Genomic DNA, 20,783 nt, shown 5'->3' with positions numbered 1-20,783 from the left:
TGTCTTTCGCGTCTTGGTGGTGAAACGGGCGACCGTCAGGCCGCCCGTTTTAGTGCTCTCTCAGGTAAGTTTCAGGAGCTTTTGTATTCGGACCAGAAGTCGTTCCAATCCTCCAGCGACTGTTGCTGGGGGATATCGCGATAGTGAATGCGACCCTCCTTGATCAGCGTGATCGGGTCTTGCGGGTCTCCGTCGATCTGGTGCGAGCGGGTGGCCTCTGCCATGTCCGCCTCAATCAGAGCTGCGCGACCTGCTTTGGTCACACAGAAGCCGGGATAGGCTGCCATCTGAGCAGACTTCACCTGACCGGTAGGGGACAGCATGTATTGGATGAACTTCTTGGACTCTTCAGCTTTTTCACTGCCCTTGCCGATCGAAAAGCTTTCGGTGAACTGGATGCCGCCCTCTTTCGGGATCACCGAGGCAACCGGTGCGCCGTCTTTTTCCAGAACACCGGTAATCCAGTCGCCGATGCCACACATTGCCTGCATTTCACCGTTCTTGAGGCCATTGAACGTGCCACCATAGTCAAAGAAGCCACCAACCTGCGGGCGCAGGCTCATCGTGGTTTCCTGAACCTTCGCCCATTGATCGTCGCCCAGATCCCAAAGTCCCGCTCCATTGCCGTTGTACAGGCTGATCATGCCAAGGTTCGGCAAGTGCCAGTCAAAATGGCCAACCTTGCCTTCAAGTTCTGGCTTCCAGAAGCTGGAATAGCTTTGCGCCTCTTCTTCGGTCACTGAGTTTTTGTTGTAAGACACCCCCAGATGGCCGCCGCGCAGCATCATGGAATACAATTTGCCGTCGGCCCAATGTCCGGGAAACTGTTTAAAATCTTCATGCAGCATGTCGTCGAGCGGATAGTCGGCAGGATTCATCTCTTCGATGTAACCGGCCGCGTTGAGCTGCTGTACGAACTCTGCATCTGACAGGATCAGATCGTATGTACCCGGAGGTGATTGCGCGATCAGCGCCAGCATATTGTCACCGCCGGCATAGTATTTGGGCACGAATTTCACATTGTTTGCGGCTTCATATTCAGCAACCACATCGGGTTCGCCATGACCATACCACGCCAGCATGTTGATTTCGGTGGTCGCTGCCCATGCGCGGCTGACAAAGGGTGTCGTCAAAACGGCCGCGCCACCCGCTTTCAGCAATTGTCGGCGGTTCATGCCCATAAGTGAAGAAGTTACGGTTGGTCTGTACATTGCTGTCTCCCGGTTGGTCGCTTTTCCCATCATTAAAGCATTCAGTTTTCCTCTGAATCTTAAGGTTCAGTTAGGAATTAGTGAAATGCTACGGCAAAAGGAGCCCATTGGGAAATTTATCATTGATATGCCTGCATAATGAGCGCTTATTCTATCCGGGTGCCCGGAGATTGCAGTTCCAGCGTATTTATCATCGCATCCATGGCAGCGTATCCGCCCGAGCCCAACTGCGCTTGTCTGGCAAACAGACCTATGTGCAACGGAGCTAAAACTGGCAGGCCGTCTTGTTCCGAGAACTTGCGCATGCCGCTCCGAACCGTCGGAGCAGTCAGGCAGGATAGTCCAAGCCCATCCTGGACCGCACGTTGAACACCGCCGATTCCAGGACTGGAATAAGCGATGCGCCAGCTTTTATTCGCCAGTTTCAAAGCGGTAGCCATGCGGTCGCGGTACACACAGCCATAGGGATGCGCGACCAGCGGAATTTCGGCACCAGCTGGAATCTCGAAATCCTTGGCCCCAACCCATATTGGTTGTTCCTTCCAGTTCCGGAACAGAAACTGTTGATCGTCACCGTCAAAGAGGGCCACGGCTATGTCGAGCTCGTTATTGCGCAATGCCGACAGAAGTTGCTTGGACAGATCACAATGAATTTCGATCTGTGTTTCGGTGAACCGGTGAACAACTTCAGTCAGGCAGGCTTGCAGCGTGTTCACTGCATAATCCACCGGCAACCCGACCCGCAGCTTCGCGGAAGGATCCGGTCGCTCGAATTGTGCCACTGCAAGATCGTTCAAGCGTAATATCTGACGGGCATGGGCTGCAAGAGCTTCGCCGCGTTCGGTCAAAGAAATCTGTTTGCCTTTCCGTTCAATCAACGCATATCCGACGACCTCTTCGAGGCGTTTTACTTGCAAGCTGACCGCTGGTTGCGTTCGCCTAAGGATCTCTGCCGCGCGCGTGAAGCTTGCCACCTCTATGACAGTGATAAAGGCCCTCAGGAGTTCTGTTGGTAGGTTGACTGCGCCCATGAGAAATACATTAGCGTTGGAAATGACACGCGGGCAACCATTAAGCCTGGATATGCAGTTGTCCTGTCGGGTGCTATTCAAACAAAATGCTGACAGACTCACCGTTGGCGATGCGCGTGATGGCCTTTGCGAACATCGGCGCTATTGAAATCGCGCGGATTTTTGATGATGCCGTGACGGCGTCTGTTGCACGGATCGTGTCGGTGATCACTAGTGACGACAAGTCCGATGCATTGATCCTTTCGGCCGCATCTCCGGACAGAACACCGTGGGTGATGTAGGCAGAGACCTCGGCGGCACCGTTCTCGAGCAGAGCTGTCGCTGCGTTTCGGAGTGTGCCGCCGGAATCAATAATGTCATCAATCAGCACACAGGATTTTCCGGTTACGTCACCGATAATATTCATCACTTCGGACGAGCCAGGTTTGTCGCGTCGTTTATCGACAATCGCAAGACCTGTCGAAAGACGCTTGGTAAGTGCGCGGGCCCGCACCACGCCGCCCACATCAGGCGACACAACCATAACGATGTCACGGCTGTTTTGCTCTTCGATATCCCGCGCGATCTCTGGAACTGCGTAAAGATTGTCGGTCGGGATGTCGAAGAACCCCTGGATCTGGCCAGCGTGCAAATCCATTGTCAGAACACGATCTGCCCCTGCCTGGGTGATCATGTTCGCCACAAGCTTGGCCGATATTGGTGTACGCGGCGCAGATTTTCGGTCTTGGCGTGCATAACCGAAGTAGGGGATCACGGCCGATATCCGTCCCGCAGACGAACGACGCAACGCGTCGATCAGTACCAGCAATTCCATGAGGTTGTCGTTGGCGGGGTATGATGTTGATTGAATGACATATACATCGTCGCCTCGGACATTCTCGTGTATTTCAACAAAGACTTCTTCGTCTGCGAACCGGCGCACCTTGCACTCGGCTAGGGGGGACGCGCATGTGCGCAGCAATCGCTTCGGCAAGCGGACGGTTACTGTTTCTACAGATCAGTTTCATCTGTCGAGCCCCACTTGGTTGAGTAGTCTGGAATGTGAATAAGGCTCGGGCTTTAGACCGGGAACGCCGATTCAGGTTTGTATGTCTTGAAACTTTCTAGATATTGCGCGTTCACCTGGCGCTGCCATTCTGTACCGGTCGGAATGGCTGTCACGCATTTGTACTTCTTGCGGTATCCAGATGTTCTTTCGTTTTCTTCCATGGCAATCGTCACCATGCCGGCAACTTTGCCCTTCTGCTGTTCGACCAGTTGCACCGCCCCATGCATCGTGCCGCCGGTCTCGACCCACTGATCCACCAAAAGAACGCGCGTTCCTGGGGCAAAGGCCGGAAGACGCATCTCCATCGACTGAGTCTGACCGGAATAATTGGTCATCGACGCGCTGTCAGTATCTACACACAGCTTATGAGGTTTGCGAATGGGCAGGAAACCACGCCCGATCCGTGCTGCGATACCAGCCGCAAGCACAAACCCCATCGCGTCGAGGCCTGCCACGACGTCAATCTCATCTGCATCGAGGTCGGCCACCAAATCGTCCAGCAAATCGTGATAAGCCTTGCCATTGATGTAGATGGAGGTCGGGTCCAGCCATGCAAACTTGTCTCCTTTGGTATTGGGCGCCATGAGCGAGAAGTACCAACGGTCGTCTCGGGGTCCTTTGTCGTGAGCCATCTTCGGTTCTCCCTTACTTCTGTGTGAGGTGCATGAGTTGATCCAGACGATCAGGGTTGATGTTGTAGAAATCACCCTCAAAATTGATGCCTGTCGCCACCATGAACAGATCAACCATGTCCGCATACTGTGCCGCATTTTGCGGGTTAATGCCTGAGGCAAGGCCAAGGGCAGTGTCGCCGCAATGTTCTCGGAATATATCGATTTTTCCAACATCGGCGGCACGACCGGTTGCGACGCCAGAAGTAACGACAACATCCATATAATTCGTGGCGATGCGGGCACTCTTGCCATATTGCGAAGGGTCAACTTCGCGTTGTTTCTTGAACGCAGTCCCCCCGATATAAAGACCGTCCCAACCGCTTTTGGCACGGATTTCGGCGATCTCATCTGCTTCTGGCTGATTATCCTCGGCTCGGCGTTCATCCATACGAGCATCGTCGGCCCAATAGCCATCGACCCGGATGCCCTCTGCCTGCAGATCGCCCAGGATTGGGAATGCGAATTTGCCAGTGACGGCCAAAAAGTTAACACCCAGCCAGATATCCGGAAACGCTTTCCGCGTCTCCTTGATGATCGGGATCAGCTTTTCCTTCTCGAAATCGTGGTTGATCAAAAAGGCTCCCTGGCACCCACCAGCAATCGCAACCTCGATGTTTCGATGTGTTCGTTCTGTGTCAAGTACGTGGATGACAGGAAGAATGACTGGACCCGACGCGCCAAATTGGGTTCTGAAGTCTATCCGGTTCATGATGCGCCTCAAGTTTACGAGTTAAACTGAGGCTAGCATCAGGCGTAAAATAGCAAAAATTTATTGTATTAATCTAGCCATAATGAATGGAAATACCTAAAGCCGGGATGCATTGGTTTTCACTTTGCCGCGTAATTCACCGCACCGGAAAACAAAGAAAACCATTGCAACAAGTGACGATATCCGGAAGGCATTGTCATGAAGTTATCCGTGTTCGTGATCTCGGGTGGACCACGTTTGGCAATGGCTACCATCAGGGCATCGACGCAAAAGTCTGCATGCATCGTATTTGATAGACGCCGACTCAACACCTTTAGGGCAATCCTGCTCCTACTGTAAGTGCACGCGTAAAGTTGCGTATCCTACATTGATTTCATTTAAGAAAACCTTGGAATTTCACCCAAAACTCTGCGCGGTTTTTTGCGCATAGCTTTGCACGAATTGACCATGACTTTGCATGAATGGTCATAGCGCGTGGATATCGAACGGATCGGAGAAACCCTTGATCATCGTTCTACCAAATGTCTCCAACACATTTGCCCCTTCCAACAGATCGCAGGTTACCTGATCAATCAGAATTCGACTTCCAGTCTTCTGTGTTTCTGCCTCCAGGCGCGCAGCGAGGTTTACAGTAGTTCCGATACAAGTATACGTCGCCCGGTTGTCCGTACCGGCATAACCAGCGACGACTTCTCCAGTTGCTATTCCGATACCGATCTTTAAGTCACTTTTCCCTTCTGAGCGCCGTTCGAGATTAAAAATCTCAATCATGTTGTGCATTTCATGCCCTGCCGACACCGCACTTTGCGCTGAGTTAGAAAGCGACTGTGGAACTCCGAAAAGAGCCATCAAACCGTCTCCCAGCATCAGGCTGACAATTCCACCATTGCTGGTAACAGCCTCGAACATCAACGTGTAGAAAGTGTTGAGCAAGTCGATTGTCTCTTCGGGAGCGAGATTTTCCGACAAAGTCGTGAAGCCGCGAATATCACAGAAGAGAACCGAAGCATTGGCACGTTTGCCACCTATGGCAAAGCCGGACTCTTGTAAGTCTTGTGCAACCTCAGTTGTCGCAAAGCGTTCCAGCAGGCGCTTTTGCTCGTCCCTAAGCCTTTTCTTTTCAAGGCTGCTTGAAACACGCGCACTGAGAAGTGTCTTATTGACTGGTTTTGGCAGGTAGTCTTCGGCACCCAATTCTATGCAGCGCACAACATTTTCGAGCCCCTCAACAGAGGATGTCACTATCACCGGCAGATCGCGTAGTTCAGTGTCCGATTTGACGGCCTCCAGAACCTGGAAGCCGTCCATTTCTGGCATCTCGATATCAAGTAGAAGCAAGTCAAACGGTTGGTTAGACAACATATCCATCGCAACCCGGCCGTTTTCCGCGACCGATGCTTGGTGACCCAATAGCTCTACGCTACGCGACAAAAGCAAGCGGTTCACCTTGTTGTCGTCGACGATGAGCAAGTGGCCGGGAGCGTCAGTCATCAATCAGGCTCCGTAACGCGGCGGCGGCAGTGTTTAGGGCTGTCTCCAACGCCGTCGCATCTTTTAGGTCTCCCGCCTCGGGCAGTTCTCCGAGTTCAACTTTCCTGGCCAATTCGGCAAGAGCCATCGCACCAAATGTGTTGGCGTTTGACTTGATAGAATGCGCAGCACGACGGTAACGATCGGCATCGGCCTCAACTGCGGCCGCTTTCAATTCGCCCATCATACCGGGTGCTTCGTCGAGAAAGGTGTTCACAAGCTCAGCAGCGAAATCTTCGCCTGTAGCGTTTTTGAGCTCCGTGAAGATTTCATGATCAATTGGGCGGTCTGTCATGAATCAACCTCTAATTCTGGGGGAATTTAACAGTGCTTCGATTAAAATAGGCACGCGGATCGGTTTGGTGATATAGTCGTCCATCCCTGCATCCAGGCACATCTCACGGTCGCCCTGCATTGCATTCGCGGTCATCGCGATTATGCGAGGGCGGCTTTCATCTGGATGCGTTTTGTGGATAAGACGCGATGCTTCAAGCCCGTCCATCTCGGGCATTTGCACATCCATAAAGACGACATCGTATGTTTGCCGGTTTACGCTTTCGACTGCCTCAGCACCGTTGCTGGCCAAATCCGCGCGATACCCCATCTGTTCTAGCAGTCGGAGTGCAAGTTTCTGGTTCACCAAATTATCCTCAGCCAGCAAAATGCGCAGTGGATGTCGCGTTGCCAAATCCGGATCTGTTTGGGGTTTGTCCTGTGGTTTGGACGGTTTTATTCGCACCTTTTCAGTAGCGAGCAATGTGACCAGGGTATCGAACAGGTGAGATTGGCGTAGTGGTTTGGCAAGGTTGGCCGCAAAGAGCCCATCCTCCAGATCTACTTCTCGAGGGCCAAGTGAACTGAAAAGGATTAGTGGCAAACCCGGCTTCTTGGTGCGAACCTTTTTGGCAAGCTCTTCTCCATCCATCTCGGGCATATGCATGTCGAGAATGGCCAGATCAAACTTGGCACCTTCACCGAGTATGCTCAGCGCTTCAGACGGAGATTCACACGTCGTGGTCTGGGTGCCCCACTTCTCGGTTTGAAGAGACAGAATTTTACGATTGGTGGCATTGTCGTCCACCATCAAAATTCGCTTGCCTTCAAGTTCAGGCTGAACGCCAACAAGGTTGCGAGAAGACGATTTGACTGATTTTGAAGGCTTGGCCCGGATCTTGAAAATAAAGGTGGAACCGCTTCCCTCGCCATCGCTTTCAGCCCACATGGTCCCACCCATGAGTTCCGCGAGGCGTTTCGAGATCGCAAGCCCCAGACCCGTGCCGCCATATTTTCTGGTCGTTGAACTATCTGCCTGACTGAAAGACTGAAATAGTCGGCTCATGCCCTTCTTGGACAGGCCGATTCCGGTGTCTCGGACTTTAAAATTCAGCTCGAGCATTCCCTGCACCTTAGTGGATTGCTCCACAGACAGAACCACTTCGCCGCTTTCGGTGAACTTCACGGCGTTAGAAAGGAGGTTAAGCAGAATTTGCCGCAATCTTGTTAGATCGGCGCTAATCGCCAGCGGTAGTGAATCATCGAACTCGTAGGCCAAATCGAGCTGTTTCTCGGCAGCCTTGCCGCTGACTAAATCGAGCGCGCTCTCCATGCATTCGCGCAGGTCGAACGGATGGTTCTCGATATCCATCTGCCCGGCTTCAATTTTCGAGAAATCGAGGATCTCGTTGATGATACCCAAAAGCGCATCGCCGCTGTCGCGGATCGTATTTGCATAGTCGCTTTGTTCCGCATCCAACTCTGTGTCCATCAACAGCCCGCTCATCCCGATAACAGCGTTCATGGGGGTTCGAATTTCGTGCGACATCGTAGCCAAAAAAGCGCTTTTCGCTTCGTTTGCCTCTTCTGCAACCTTTCGCGCCTCTTCGGCCTCGCGGAAGAGGCGCACGTTCTCGATGGCGATTACCGCCTGATCTGCAAACGAGTAAGCTAGGTCAATCTCATCTTTGGTGAAAGCACCGGCTGTTTTCCGGGCAAATACCAGCACACCCAGACAAGCCTTGCCTTTCATCAGCGGCAGCAGCAGTGCGGCGCGAATGCCATGCCGGTCATATGTAATTTGTTCGAACGGTGAGAGCTCGAGCGTGTCCCAATCGGGAAGATGGAGCATCTTCTTCTCATGAAGCACCTGAGCGGGAAAGCTGGACATCGGATCTGGATCGATAGGAAAATTTTGGTTCCCTTCAAGGGTAGCAACACCTTCTGCACTCACCCGAGCAAGTACCTCAAATGTGTTATCTTGCGCGGTCATTGCTGCAACCATGTCTGAAGAAACCAACCGCACGCCCGCTTCAGCAATTGCCTCGAAGACTGGCTTGATGTCGTCAGGAGACTGGCTGATCACCCGCAGAATGTCCGCACTTGCAGTCTGACGCGCCAGGGCGGCCTGAGTTTCATTAAACAAGCGAACATTTTCCAGCGCGATGATGGCCTGATCTGCAAAGGACTCGGCAATGGATACTTCGTCTTCGGTAAAAACTTTTGACGTCTTTCGAATAAATACCAAGTTGCCGAAACAATCTTTCCCGCGCATTAAGGGCACCATCAAAGACGATTTAAAGCCTTTCTCGCGAAAGATTTTTTTGTCGCGCCGCGGTAATTCATCGTAGCGCCAATTTGGCATATGCAATGTCTTACCACTTTTGATCGTCCAGGACGGCAAATTGTCCTCGGGGTCAATCGGAAGCCGATCCGTCCACTTGACTTCTTCTACGCCGGCTGGAGTTGCAACAGCGACTTGCCAAATCTCAGTATTGTTGGCTTGAATAGCGATTGCCAGATCGCAGTCTATCAGCTTCGTCGCCAGTCCGACAATCTTCTCAAAAACCGGTTTGGTATCGGTTGGGGATTCAGAAATAACTCTTAGAACGTCCGCACTAGCGGTTTGGCGCGCAAGCGCGGTTTGCGTGTTATTGAAAAGCTGCGAGTTTTGGATTGCGATTATCGCTTGCGACGCGAAGGTCTCCAGTTGCTTAATTTGCTTCTGGTCAAAAGCCGCGGCAGTTCGGCTACCCATGCTGATTGCACCGATTGTATCACCGTCACGTATCAGCGGTACGGAAAGAACGGATCTATAACCTTCATTGTGAGCCCTTAGAACCGGGTCGTAGTTTGGATCTGCCTGTGTATCCTCCACGTAGTCGGCCCGTCCATGAAGAAGCGCCCTTGCAGTTGCCGTCGATTCGCCTGGTTCAAATGGATGTGCCTTCAAAAACTCTGCAAAACTGTCGGACACATTGTGCCCGGCAAAGAAATGGTATTTCCCGTCTTCAGGCTTCTTAAGAGCTACGAATGCATCCTGTAATCGGCAGATGCGGGACGAAACGGCCAATAAGGCTTCCAGAACCGGCTCCAACGCGTCGGGAGACCGGGAAATAACTTCGAGTACCTCACTTGTGGCTTTTTGGTACTCTAAAGATTCCTCAACTTCTGCGGTTCGTTTTTGTACTTCCTCGAATAATCGCGTGTTGTTGATCGCGATCAAGGCCTGAGACGCGAAAGTTTCCAGCAGGCTGATCTGTTTGACGCTAAATGCAGAGGCTTGCCTGTGTGCCATGACGATGACACCAAGCGTGCGACCGTTCTTAACAAGTGGAACCCCGAGAGTAGTGAGGTAATCGCCTATCTCGGCAGCCTGTTTCCAAGTGTAAGTTGGGTCGCTGCGCGAATCTTCTATGTAGACGGTCTTTCCATGCAACGCAGCTCGACCGATGCACGAACCTTCTTCGGGCGCAATGGGATTATCCGTCAGAAATTTTAGAAACGCATCGCTGACGTTATGGGACATCACAACACGATAGAGCCCATCATCTGCATCCCGCATGGCAAAGAATGCATACTCTGGCGAGCATATCCGCGAAGAAACCTCTAGTATCGCGTCCAACACTGGCGGCAGATCGTTGGGCGAACGGGAGATGACATCCAGTACTTCAGACGTCGCTGTCTGGTATTTCAAGGTCTCTTCAGCTTCGGCCGTACGGGCCTGAACTTCTTCGAACAACTGAGTATTGTTGATCGCAATCACCGCCTGAGCTGCAAAAGTCTCTAAAAGTGAAATTTGCTTCGAACTGAATGGAGAGACTTTATCGTGGCAAAGGACGATCACGCCGACGACCACTTTGCCCTTGATCAGAGGAACACCTAAAAGCGAACGATACCTACCGACCCGGGCCGCCTCGTTCCATTCGTATTCTTCTGCTTCGGTATCCTTGTAATAGACAGTTTCTCCGCGTGCCGCTGCTTGCCCAATACCGCTTCCGTGACCTGCCGGCACCGGGTTGCTTTTTATGAACCTCATGAAATCACTTTCAAATTCCAATGTGATATCAGTGTGGTATAGATTATCCTCTGGATTTAGGATCGAAATCGCGGCGTACTTTGGTTCGCAGATTCGGCTTGCAACTCGCAAGATTTCTTCAAGCACCGGCTCAAGCTCGTTCGGAGATCGGGAAATAACCGACAACACGTCAGAGGTGGCAGTCTGGTATTCAAGCGATTGTCCGACTTCCGCCGTCCGTTCCTCGACCTCGCGGAAAAGGTTCGCATTCGTAATGGCGATAGTGGCTTGGTCGGCAAATGTTTCGAGTAGTTGGATCTGCTTGGAGGAAAACCCCGAAACCTCGGGTGACCCCAGAGAGATTACTCCCACGACCTCGTCGCTTTTTATCAGCGGCACACCGAGCAAGGATCTATATTCACCGACACCGCTTTCTTCCATCCACGTATAGGACGAATCCGCTTCAACATCTTCAATATAGATCGTGTGTTTCGACAGAATGGCACGCCCGCTTACACCGCTCTGACTCGGCGAAATAGGATGAGCTTTGACATATTCCGCAAAAACCGTGTCCTGCGTAAGCGTCGAATGAACGTGAAAGAGCTGATCGTCTGGGTTCAGCATCGCGACATAGGCGTCCTGCAGATCGCAGATACGCGATGCTTCTTTGAGGATGGCATCAAGAACGGGCGCCAACTCGTGTGGTGACGCTGAAATAACCCGCAGCACTTCAGACGTTGAAGTCTGGTATTCCAAAGCTTGCGTTACTTCGGCTGTCCGATCCTGCACTTCCCGAAACTGACGGACGTTCTCCATTGCGATCACGGCTTGGGCTGCAAAGGTTTGGATCAGTGCAACATCGTCGTCTGAGAAAGGCGCGACTTCGCGACGATAGAGGACGATCACCCCCAGACCGGTTCCGTTTTTCATCAACGGAACGGCCAAAACCGAGCGGGCCCCTTCAATTTCGACCATCTGAACCCGTTTTGGATCACGGTCCCTTACGTAAAGCGGGTCATCCGCGATATCGTCCTGGCGGATGACCTGGCCATCGATCATTGGTCTGATAGCGATCAACTCGGTGCGCGTTAACGGCTCCACAAAACCTTTGAGGGCTTCGTCAAAATCGGTTCTCGCGCCAATATTAGCGGGGATTGTGGCGAGCCCGCGTTCATGATCTGCGATACACAAGAAGGCGAGCGGAGCTTTGCACAAACGGCTGGAGTTTTCGAGAATGCTTTGGAAAACTGGCCTTTCGTCGTCGCGGCTACGGCTGATGACTTCGAGGATTTCTCGCGATGCTTTTTCGCGCTCCAGTCGTTCCTGAACCTCTCGAAATTGGCGCGTGTTTTCTATCGCTATGACTGCGTGTTTGGCGAACTCTTCGATGAATTGCACGTCGGGATCAGAAAACGGGCGAACTTCGCGGCGGCTAACCGCAATAGCACCTATCGCCTGTTCCCCCTGCATCAGGGGCACAACTACCCGTGACCTGATGCCTTCGACCTCGACCATTGTAACAGCAGTAGGATCACCCGAGCGGTAGAACTCAGTGTCTGCGATATCCTCGACGCGTACAACCTTGCAATTTCGTATCGCCGCCGCCGCCGTGACGGAACCATCAAGAGGCCATTCTTCTCCTAATTCGACGTCGGTTCTATCGTGCCCCCATGCACCGGCCAATTGAATGTGGGTTCCCGCAGCGTTGACCAAAACCAGCGCCGCCTGATCTGCGTCACAGATTTCAGTGGCCTGCTGAAGCACGGCTTCAAAGACTCGTGCGTCATTGTCCCGGCTTTTGCTGATAACACTTAGAACCTCCTGCGTCGCCGCTTGGCGTTCCAGCTGAGTGTGCAGCTCTTTCATTTGACGTGTGTTATCGAGGGCAATGACGGCTTGCGCGGCAAAGCTCTCGACCAAAGAAATCTCGTCATCGGAAAAGGGTCGCACTTCGCGCCGGTAAATCCCAATGACACCGACAGGGTCACCAATTGCCGACATCAAAGGAACCGTTAGAAACGAACGGACACCTTCCTCATCGACCAGTTGTCGGCGCCAAGGATCCCCGTTGATGTAGTGGTCTGTCTTGCGCAAATCGATATTGTGAATGACGCGCGCTTCCCGCACAGACTCGGCGATTTGTAAATTTGAGTCCAGAGACCAGCGATCCACGCCGACCTTGTATGTAGCCAATTGATCACCAAAATGGGCCGCGTATTCCAAATGAGTTCCTGCCTCATTTAGCAGGCTCAACGTAGCTACATCTGTTTCGCAAAGCCGGGCTGTGTTTTCCAAGATCGTCTGAAAAACCGGTGCTTCATCATCCCGAGACCGACTGATCGTCTCCAGAACATCACGCGTGGCACCTTCACGCGCCAGACGCACCTGCAATTCGCTAAACTGTCGAACATTTTCAATTGCAATGACCGCTTGTGCGGCGAAAGTTTCAACCAGCTGGACCTGATCATCGGAATAAGGTCGCACCTCATCCCGTGCCAACATCAGGCACCCGATTGCGCTACCACTCACTTTCAATGGAACAAAGAGATTGCTCCTGCACCCATGCGTGTCGACTATGAGCTTAAAGCGCTCATCTCCCGCTTTGTGAAAATCGGTGTCGCCCATGTCGACGACGCGCTTGGTCTTACCGCTGAGTATAGTGTCAGTCACAATGGAGTTGCCTGGCTCCATCGTGTATTTTCCGTCGAGCCAGAGTTGTTGAATATCCGGGTGCAGATTGACACTGGCAATCAGTTGCTGACGCGTATCCCCCTCTCGTCCGAGAACCAGACCCGCAAAAACAGCGTCACAAAGATCTTTTGCTAGCGTTACAATCAAGTCGCATACTGGCTGGACATCATCCTTAGTCTCGGAGATCGCTTGCATAACCTGCGCGGTGGCTTCGAACCGAGCCTGCTGATCATCCGCGCTAAGCTCAGAACTTTGCGCAGTTGATGACGCTGAATCAGCAGTCTCTTTTGATGCCTTCTTTCCACCCACCTGCGTTCGTGCCCCCACGCAAACTAATGACACACACAAGACCAGAGTTTAGAGGCCAGAGGTTAGAAGTCACTGAGATTCTTTGTGGGCAGTAAGCACGATCCGGCAATTAGACGCCGATCTAGACCTTCCTTGGGGCGAGTTCTCCCCACTCGTCGGCGTTCATGCTCATGGGGCTACCCCACGCCCGGAAAAAACCGATCTCGTTTGATACGGAGAATGGCCGCCATGATGTCATCTATATTGCGGCCAGACTAAATTTCTTCAGTAGTCTCAATGCGTTTTTTTCCGACACGTCTGTCCCCACTGCCTCTGGGGCTCCCTGGATCAAAGTAATTTTTTTGATATTGTTTCATTGCTGGGAAAAGCCAGATGATGGGCATTGACGGCATGTTCGGGAGAAGATCCAATGGCGATAGCAGAAAGCAACGAAGCCTCGTTTTTTGTTGCTGACCAAACATCGTGCTGGGGCTTCTTCCCGATGCGATAGCCACACCAAGGGGACCTTTCTGGTATCGTCGGTCGACAAGGGTGGATTCGATGCCAAAAACAGAGATAGAACCGTACGAACATGTCCAGTTCCGGATCCCAAAGGCGAAACTGGATGAGTTTAATGCGATGGTCTACGAGTGCTATGGCATGAAGCATGGCGGCAAGACTAAGATGTTACTCGATCTGATTACGGAACATCAGACATCGCAGAGGATTGCGCTTTTGAAAGCCGAGATAGAACGACTGGAACAGCAAAGAAACGAGAAGCACCTGCTTTAGGAAAAAACGTCACCTCCGATCCGATAGTTCCTGTGGTCATGGGTAACGAGAAGCAGTTGCAAACCCAGCAAAAAAACACGGCTTTCCTGTAGTAATATTTACTACAACTTGCAGCTGACATCCCAAGCGAAGACCGTTTTCCCGTCAAAGTGCTAGCGGAATCCAACCGGAGTTGACCCCCTAACGGTGGGATTCCAGGAGGGCGCGTAATGTCTGAAGCTGCAACCACCATCAATGTGGTCGACTACGACAACCTTCAGAAAAGCGTTGAGGTCGAATTGGGTGAGATCTGACGTATTCGAGCGCAGGAGTCGACGCGATTTCCAGTACCAGTTTTCGGTGCACAGCCTCTGCGAAATCCTCCCAGTCAAGCACTGGAATGACAAAAGAACCTGGCCTGCCTGTTACGCAATTCTCGTAGTAGACATCGAGGTCGACGATTCTACACTTAAGAATGTAGAGGCTTAGAGTCATTTCAGTTTGATGTTGAACCCAGGCCCGTCACAAACTCGTATGATTCCTCGACCAGATCAAAGACCACTTCCAATTCGTCCGCGTTCACCGGCGTGAAGATCATGACAAAACCGCCCCAGCCAGGTCTTTGATCTGCCCATGGATGGCTGACGGCCCATCCATTTTCTGCTGCCATCTTCGCGAGTGCTGGTGATAGCGACGCATGCAGGCTGCCATCAGGGTGCAAGTGGGCAAACTCACGACCACCTACAATGACCTCCGGTCGGGCCAGCTTTGTATCTTCGGTGATCCAAAAGCCCAACGCTCCTGGCAAGGACACGACCGTTTGCCTGATCTCAACACCGGGCAATTCCGACACCTTTCTAAGGAGGGCCTCGGATAGTTCGGGAACCGGCTCTACGCCGATCTGAACATGCGGGACGCCGTTCGTTGTCCGCGGAATAGGTGTCTCACGCATCGGCAGTTTTGTAATGTCGGCCAGTGCGTCGGAAGCCCCGAAAGTGCATACAAGGGACGCTGTCCAAATCAGGCGGAGAACTTCCATGATCCAATCTCCCTTTGGCAAGCTTTATCCATGATAGGCTTGGCTGACCGCGAATCTGTCTTCGAACCAATGCCACAAAACGATCTGACCGTCGCGAACCTTGGCGCGAAGCGCAAAGGAAAACTCGCCGATGTCCTTGCCGGACTTTGTCGTTTTCCCGTTCATCTTACCGAAAACCGCGACAGTGTCGCCGGACGCAAAAGCGTCAGTATTTTCCCACATCGTGGTTTCAAAGTTGGACGAGAATACACCGAGAAACTCAAAAATCGCCTCTTTGCCCTCGGCGCCGCCCACCCAAGGCAATGTAGTGTCGCCTTCATTGTGCCAAACCATGTCGTCGGCCATCAGACCGGCCATGATCTCCATGTCGCCGCTACCCATAGCGCCCATGAATGCCATCACGGTATCAAAACTTGACTGCGTGTCCGTATCACCATCAGCGGCGGTCACCTGATTGCCCAGGGTGGTTGCCAAAGCAGAGAGCCCCAGAACCTTCAAAGCAATTCTACGTTCCATTACCATTTTCCCTTCAAGACGTCCTGTCCAATTGCTCAGAACCGGAGCTCATTTGATTGTCAGACTATCGACCCGCGAGTTGTTGCAGCGCACCCGCCCAGTCTTCCACGTGGTAAGAGCGAATGATCTTGCCGTCGTTCAATTCGTGGATATCGATTGTCATGATGTCGAAGCTCCGGCCCTCACCGTCGACACCAAACATTGGTCCAACAGGCGTACCGGTGGCGCGGCTGCGGACGGTCACGAAATCCCCGGCCTGATGCATGGCTTGTACAGACCATTCAAGATCCGGAATCAGTTTCCCGAAACCTCCGATTTGGCCTAGGAAGGCTTCGCTGGACTTGCTGGACCCCGAATAGTCGCCGATGCTTTCCCAATTTTCAGAGACTGACGCCTCAAAGGCTGCCACGTGATCTTGTGACGTTGGATTGCTCAGCAAATCATAGAATTTTTGCACGGTCGCGGTGTCGTCCGCCATTGCTCCACCTGCAACTGAAACGAATGCGGCCGAAAGCGCTAGGTTTTTGATCGTCATGTGATGCTCCAATTTAAGGATGAGGGGTGAATTCACTCGTGGTATCGGGCTGCGATCCCGCGGTGTGGATCCATTCCAATTCCGGGTTTTCACCGAATGCGAAACGTTCGAGATGATTGGCGACTACTTGAACCACCCGATCTAGGTTCGCCTGAGAACTTGCACTGACCAACACGTGCAGACCCGAAGCATCTTGGTTGAGGTCACATCGACCAAATGGGAATTTCACCCAGCCGGTATCCTCGTCGCAACATGCTTCAACCTTACGACCGAAATGGTGACACAAGGCCGCCATATACCGTCCGCCTCGTTGAGTAAAAAATGTCGCGTGCAGTTGCATCGGTTTGCTCCGTTTGACTTGCACACAAAATATTTTCGCCGCACTGTTATGAAAATTGTCTAAATTCCGACAAGATAGTTCTGCTTGGCCGAACAATGATTGAGCATCTTAGACATATGGCTATTTTCGCCCGCGTCGTGGATGAGGGCTCGTTTCGCGCGGCAGCAAAAAGTATTGGCCTGGCACCTTCACGCATCAGCGAAACAGTAACGGAACTTGAGAACTTTCTGGGTGCTACTTTACTCTATCGCACAACACGCAAGATCGCGCTGACCAATGAAGGCCGAGTGTTCTATGCCCGTGTGGTCGACATGATCCGAAGCGCTGAAACCGGTTTGAATGAGTTGAACGCGCTGTCGCTTGAACCTGTTGGCGCGCTTCGGGTTTCTGTACCGGCCTTCATGTCGTCGTCAGAGCTTTTGACCACCATGGGTGAGTTTGCAAGACAGCACCCGCATGTGGCGTTGTCTCTGTCATTTACCGATCATCCTGTTGATCTTATCGATGGCGGGTTTGACTTGAATATTCGTGTAGGTTGGCTCGATGACACCTCGATGATGTCTCGAAAATTGGGTGAAATTGACCGGGCTCTTGTTTCCGGCGCTGAATATGCGGCGTCTCGACCTGAGCCAAAGCAACCCATTGAATTGGAGGACTGGGATTGGATCAGCTATGCCCAGCGGTCTGACACAATCGAGTTTATCACTCGAAACGGAGGGGTCGCGAAGGTAGCAGGTAACGCCCAAATACAGGTCGACAATGTCGATGCGTTACACCATCTAACGCAACAGAACCTTGGTGTAACTGTGTTGCCTCAATATCTGGCCGAACGCGGCCTAAGTTCCGGGAACTTTGTACGACTTCTGCCCGATTGGAAGCTCCGCCCTCTGGGAATTTATGCGGTATGGCCAGATCAGTCGCGGCGCGAGAACTTGACTGTGCACTTTGTACGTTTTCTGGCGAAGAACCATCAGAATTGAGCTTTGTATTTGGTAGGCAAACCCGCATAAGAAGTGCAGCCCGTACATTTGGTAGCCTGTGTCAATTGGAACTGACAGCCCAAACCGTACATTCGAAACTAGACTTTTCAAATCCCGAGAAACGCAACCAAGCGCCCGTTCAAACCTTACAATCCAATTGCAGGTCACATGCAGTATTGCCTAGTCTTGGAGGCCGGTTCTAACTTTCGTGAGTGGCGTTGCGCAGAGGACCGTCCCTGAGTCCGTATTTCTTTGTGGTGAGGATCCTAAGTAAAACCGCCAGAAAGGAGTTTCGGAACAAGTTCCTCGGCAAGGGAGGCGACTGCGTCCACTCGTGCGATGTGCCGCGAGCCAGGACGGAACGTCAGATAAACCGAATATGGCCGCGAGACGTGATTGGGTAAGCAGCGGACAAGCTTTCCTTCTTGCAAGACTTCATCAAGCATGAATTCCGGCAGAAACGCATATCCTTGCCCCGCCTTTGCAAGATCAAGTAAGACAGAAAAACTCCGTGTGGCAAAGGGTCCGCCTACCTTGATGGTTGAGACATCGTCTGAGGAAAAGAAAGTCCAGGTAGTGTTGGCAACATCACCTCTGAAGGTGAGACAGGGTTGGTCCTTCAGGTCGTCTGGTGTGTTGATCGCTGTCTGGGCTGCAAGTTCCGGCGAAGAAACGAGCCAGCAACGAAAGCTGCCCAACTGTTTAGCGACCAAACGATCATCGTCGAAAGTCCCGATCCGGAAGGCCAGATCAGTATTTGGGTCTTGCATATCCTCGAAATCGTAAGCCGGACGCATGACCAATGTGAGATCTGGAAAACGGTCTTGGACAGCCGGAAGGATTACTGAGGCAATCACCGAGCCGAATTCCGCTGTTGCGGCGAAGTTCACCTGACCTGAGACGTCCCCGCTTTCTTCACGGGCGATGTCACCAAGCAAATCAATGTCAGCCAAAATGGACTGGACCCGTTGGTTAAGCCGGACGCCTGTCGGGGTGAGCTTGACGGACCTCCCACTCCGCTCGACCAACTTCACGCCAAAATGGTCTTCCAACCGCGTTATGTGCCGGGACACACCCGATTTCGCCATGTTGAGATGATCGGCGGCAACGCTGATACCACCGAACCGCGCGACGGTGTGAAAGCTGATCAAGGCAGGCACGCCTATTGTTCTAATTTCTGCAACCAATGGTTCAATTTGATATGTCTGTTGCCTTCAATTGGCAATCTCTAACTTCGAGCCATCACAGGGTCCATTGCGGGGCCACATTCAGGAGAAAAGAAATGAACATACTCGTTACAGGTGCCAGCAGCGGATTTGGAAATCTGATTGTGGCGGATTTGGTCAGGGCCGGGCATCGCGTTGCCGGGACTGTGCGCGATCCCGAAGGACGCAACAAGGAGGCTGCGCAGACCTTGCGCAATCTCGGCGTTGAGGTTGTCGATATCAACGTGACAGACGATGCTTCCGTCGAAGCCGGCGTAGCCGCGGCAGAGACCACGCTCGGGCAGATCGATGTGTTGGTCAACAACGCCTGTGCGGGTGCACACGGTCTGCAAGAGAACTTCTCTGGAGACGATTTTCAGCGCGTCTTTGACGTCAATGTCTTTGGAGTGCAGAGGATGATCCGCGCCGTCTTACCCAAAATGCGGGCCCGGCAATCCGGGCTGATCTTGAACGTTACTAGCCTTCTTGGCCGCGTGACAGTGCCCTTCCTTGGGCCTTATAACGCGGCGAAATGGGCCGTGGAGGCGCTCAGCGAAAACTACCGCTGGGAGTTGAGCCAGTTTGGTGTCGATGTCGCTGTCATCGAGCCCGGCGGCTTCCCAACGAACTTCTTCAACAACCTCATTCAGCCGTCTTCGCGCGACCGGGATGCAAGCTATGGCGAATTTGCCGGAGCGCCCGAGGCCATGCTGCAAAGCATGGGGGAATCCCTAGCCAACAACCCGTTACAGGTTCCGCAGATCGTGTCGGACGCGGTGCTCGAGGTGATTCATACCGCGCCTGGACAGCGGCAGTTTCGCAATGAAGTGGACAAGAGCGGCATGGCAGACCCTGTCATTCCGATGAACGTGCAAGCGGAAATGGCAACCCAGGCGCTCTTCACCGCCTACGGTATGGAAGGTATGATGAAGCTTAAAACTAACGTGGCCAACGCGGCCTAAAAACAACGGCAGGTCTGGGGTTTTCCGGGCCTGTCGATCCAACACGGGAATAGGAGGAGCCTAGCCGATGACACACCCCGCATTTACCTCAGACTCTGTGGCCGTGATCACCGGGGGTGCTTCAGGCATTGGCCTCGCCGCCGCAGTGAAGTTCGCTCAGATGGGCATGCGCATTGTTATTGTTGATCAAGACACCGAGAAACTGGCTGCCGCGGCAAACATGGTGTCCGCCGCCGGTGCGGCCGATGTGATGACGTCTGAGACAGATGTCAGTGATCGCGCGCAGTTAGAGGCGTTGGAACGGATGGTAGGAGACCGCTACGGCGGGGCAGACATCTTAATGAACAACGCTGGTGTCGGCGGCAAATCATCGACCATTGGGGACGCCACGGCTTGGGAGAAGATGCTGGGCGTGAACCTTTGGGGCCCGATCCATGGCACTCAGGTATTCGCACCAAATATGATCGCGCGAAACAGGCCAGGTGCAATAATCAATACAGGGTCCAAGCAAGGTATCACCACACCTCCGGGCAACCCGGCTTACAACGTCTCAAAGGCGGCTCTGAAAGCATTCACCGAGGCGCTATCACATGAGCTGAGAAACGGCCCCGGCCATCAGATCACAGCGCATCTCCTTGTGCCTGGCTTTGTTTATACTGGTATGATCTCCCTGCCTGAAAAACCTGCCTCCGCTTGGACCGCAGAGCAGACGGTCGACTTCTTTGTCGACAGTGTGAACCGCGGGGACTTTTACATCCTCTGCCCCGACAATGATGTCTCACGTGATGTCGATGAGAAACGCATTGCCTGGAGCGTGGGAGACGTCATCGAAAATCGCCCCCCACTAAGCCGATGGCATCCAGACTATAAGGAGGCTTTCGAGGCGTTTGTGGCGAAGGCTGACTGATCATCGTAAAAGTCCACCACTCAGCACAAGCTAAAGATTGAAGACTATCCGGCGG

17 protein-coding genes and 1 pseudogene are annotated in these 20,783 nt (G+C 52.7%); 4 read left to right on the top strand and 14 right to left on the bottom strand.

The window, feature by feature from the left end:
* Positions 1 to 71: 71 nt before the first annotated feature.
* From ACR0NN_RS10745 to ACR0NN_RS10710, 8 genes and pseudogenes are all read right to left on the bottom strand, one after another.
* Complete coding sequence (locus tag ACR0NN_RS10745) at positions 72 to 1,211, bottom strand: polyamine ABC transporter substrate-binding protein (protein WP_480684644.1); 1,140 nt, start codon at positions 1,209 to 1,211, stop codon at positions 72 to 74.
* Between the two features lie 146 nt (positions 1,212 to 1,357).
* Positions 1,358 to 2,242, bottom strand: coding sequence for a LysR family transcriptional regulator (locus ACR0NN_RS10740; RefSeq protein WP_170722384.1), 885 nt, complete (start codon positions 2,240 to 2,242; stop codon positions 1,358 to 1,360).
* Positions 2,243 to 2,315: 73 nt separating this feature from the next.
* Positions 2,316 to 3,249: pseudogene (locus ACR0NN_RS10735) on the bottom strand (ribose-phosphate pyrophosphokinase).
* 52 nt (positions 3,250 to 3,301) lie between these two features.
* Positions 3,302 to 3,922, bottom strand: a complete 621-nt coding sequence (locus ACR0NN_RS10730; protein ID WP_170722385.1) for a phosphoribosyltransferase family protein — start codon at positions 3,920 to 3,922, stop codon at positions 3,302 to 3,304.
* A 13-nt stretch (positions 3,923 to 3,935) separates the two neighbouring features.
* Complete coding sequence (locus ACR0NN_RS10725) at positions 3,936 to 4,673, bottom strand: beta/alpha barrel domain-containing protein (RefSeq protein ID WP_170722386.1); 738 nt, start codon at positions 4,671 to 4,673, stop codon at positions 3,936 to 3,938.
* A 465-nt stretch (positions 4,674 to 5,138) separates the two neighbouring features.
* Entirely contained in the window at positions 5,139 to 6,164 is a 1,026-nt protein-coding gene (locus tag ACR0NN_RS10720; RefSeq protein ID WP_480684642.1) for an adenylate/guanylate cyclase domain-containing protein, read from the bottom strand.
* Positions 6,157 to 6,498, bottom strand: a complete 342-nt coding sequence (locus ACR0NN_RS10715; RefSeq protein ID WP_480684641.1) for an Hpt domain-containing protein — start codon at positions 6,496 to 6,498, stop codon at positions 6,157 to 6,159. The genes ACR0NN_RS10720 and ACR0NN_RS10715 overlap by 8 nt, the downstream gene beginning before the upstream one ends.
* Positions 6,499 to 6,501: 3 nt before the next feature.
* Complete coding sequence (locus ACR0NN_RS10710) at positions 6,502 to 13,380, bottom strand: GAF domain-containing protein (protein WP_480684640.1); 6,879 nt, start codon at positions 13,378 to 13,380, stop codon at positions 6,502 to 6,504.
* A 654-nt stretch (positions 13,381 to 14,034) separates the two neighbouring features.
* Between ACR0NN_RS10710 and ACR0NN_RS10705 the strand changes: the two genes are divergently transcribed.
* The gene (locus ACR0NN_RS10705; RefSeq protein WP_480684639.1) at positions 14,035 to 14,265 is read left to right on the top strand and encodes a hypothetical protein; all 231 of its coding nucleotides are present in this window, start codon (positions 14,035 to 14,037) and stop codon (positions 14,263 to 14,265) included.
* Positions 14,266 to 14,496: 231 nt separating this feature from the next.
* Here ACR0NN_RS10705 and ACR0NN_RS10700 read toward each other — a convergent pair whose 3' ends face one another.
* The 5 genes from ACR0NN_RS10700 to ACR0NN_RS10680 all read right to left on the bottom strand — a co-directional run bounded on the left by ACR0NN_RS10700 (position 14,497) and on the right by ACR0NN_RS10680 (position 16,674).
* Entirely contained in the window at positions 14,497 to 14,739 is a 243-nt protein-coding gene (locus ACR0NN_RS10700) for a DUF1194 domain-containing protein (RefSeq protein WP_480684637.1), read from the bottom strand.
* A 1-nt stretch (position 14,740) separates the two neighbouring features.
* A complete protein-coding gene (locus ACR0NN_RS10695) occupies positions 14,741 to 15,283 on the bottom strand; it encodes a luciferase domain-containing protein (protein ID WP_480684636.1) in 543 nt (180 codons plus the stop codon).
* A 24-nt stretch (positions 15,284 to 15,307) separates the two neighbouring features.
* Entirely contained in the window at positions 15,308 to 15,799 is a 492-nt protein-coding gene (locus ACR0NN_RS10690; protein ID WP_480684635.1) for a nuclear transport factor 2 family protein, read from the bottom strand.
* A 64-nt stretch (positions 15,800 to 15,863) separates the two neighbouring features.
* On the bottom strand, positions 15,864 to 16,334 hold the full coding sequence (locus tag ACR0NN_RS10685) for an ester cyclase (protein WP_171188037.1): 471 nt from the start codon (positions 16,332 to 16,334) through the stop codon (positions 15,864 to 15,866).
* A gap of 13 nt (positions 16,335 to 16,347) precedes the next feature.
* Positions 16,348 to 16,674, bottom strand: a complete 327-nt coding sequence (locus ACR0NN_RS10680; RefSeq protein WP_480684633.1) for a DUF2218 domain-containing protein — start codon at positions 16,672 to 16,674, stop codon at positions 16,348 to 16,350.
* Positions 16,675 to 16,790: 116 nt separating this feature from the next.
* On the opposite strand from ACR0NN_RS10680, the gene ACR0NN_RS10675 reads away from it, so the two are divergent.
* Positions 16,791 to 17,654 (top strand): LysR family transcriptional regulator, encoded by an 864-nt coding sequence (locus tag ACR0NN_RS10675; protein WP_480684631.1) that lies wholly within the window; start codon positions 16,791 to 16,793, stop codon positions 17,652 to 17,654.
* Between the two features lie 266 nt (positions 17,655 to 17,920).
* Here the strand turns inward: ACR0NN_RS10675 and ACR0NN_RS10670 are convergent, their stop codons facing one another.
* Positions 17,921 to 18,814, bottom strand: coding sequence for a LysR family transcriptional regulator (locus ACR0NN_RS10670; protein WP_480684629.1), 894 nt, complete (start codon positions 18,812 to 18,814; stop codon positions 17,921 to 17,923).
* Between the two features lie 122 nt (positions 18,815 to 18,936).
* Here ACR0NN_RS10670 and ACR0NN_RS10665 point away from each other — a divergent pair, with 122 nt between their 5' ends.
* Positions 18,937 to 19,821 carry an SDR family oxidoreductase gene (locus ACR0NN_RS10665; protein ID WP_480684628.1) on the top strand — a complete coding sequence of 295 codons (885 nt, stop codon included), beginning with the start codon at positions 18,937 to 18,939 and terminating at the stop codon, positions 19,819 to 19,821.
* 67 nt (positions 19,822 to 19,888) lie between these two features.
* The gene (locus ACR0NN_RS10660; protein WP_480684626.1) at positions 19,889 to 20,728 is read left to right on the top strand and encodes an SDR family NAD(P)-dependent oxidoreductase; all 840 of its coding nucleotides are present in this window, start codon (positions 19,889 to 19,891) and stop codon (positions 20,726 to 20,728) included.
* Positions 20,729 to 20,783 lie beyond the last annotated feature (55 nt).

Source organism: Ruegeria sp. BA2 (genome assembly GCF_056539605.1).
This window is presented reverse-complemented; position numbering and strand designations above follow the sequence as displayed.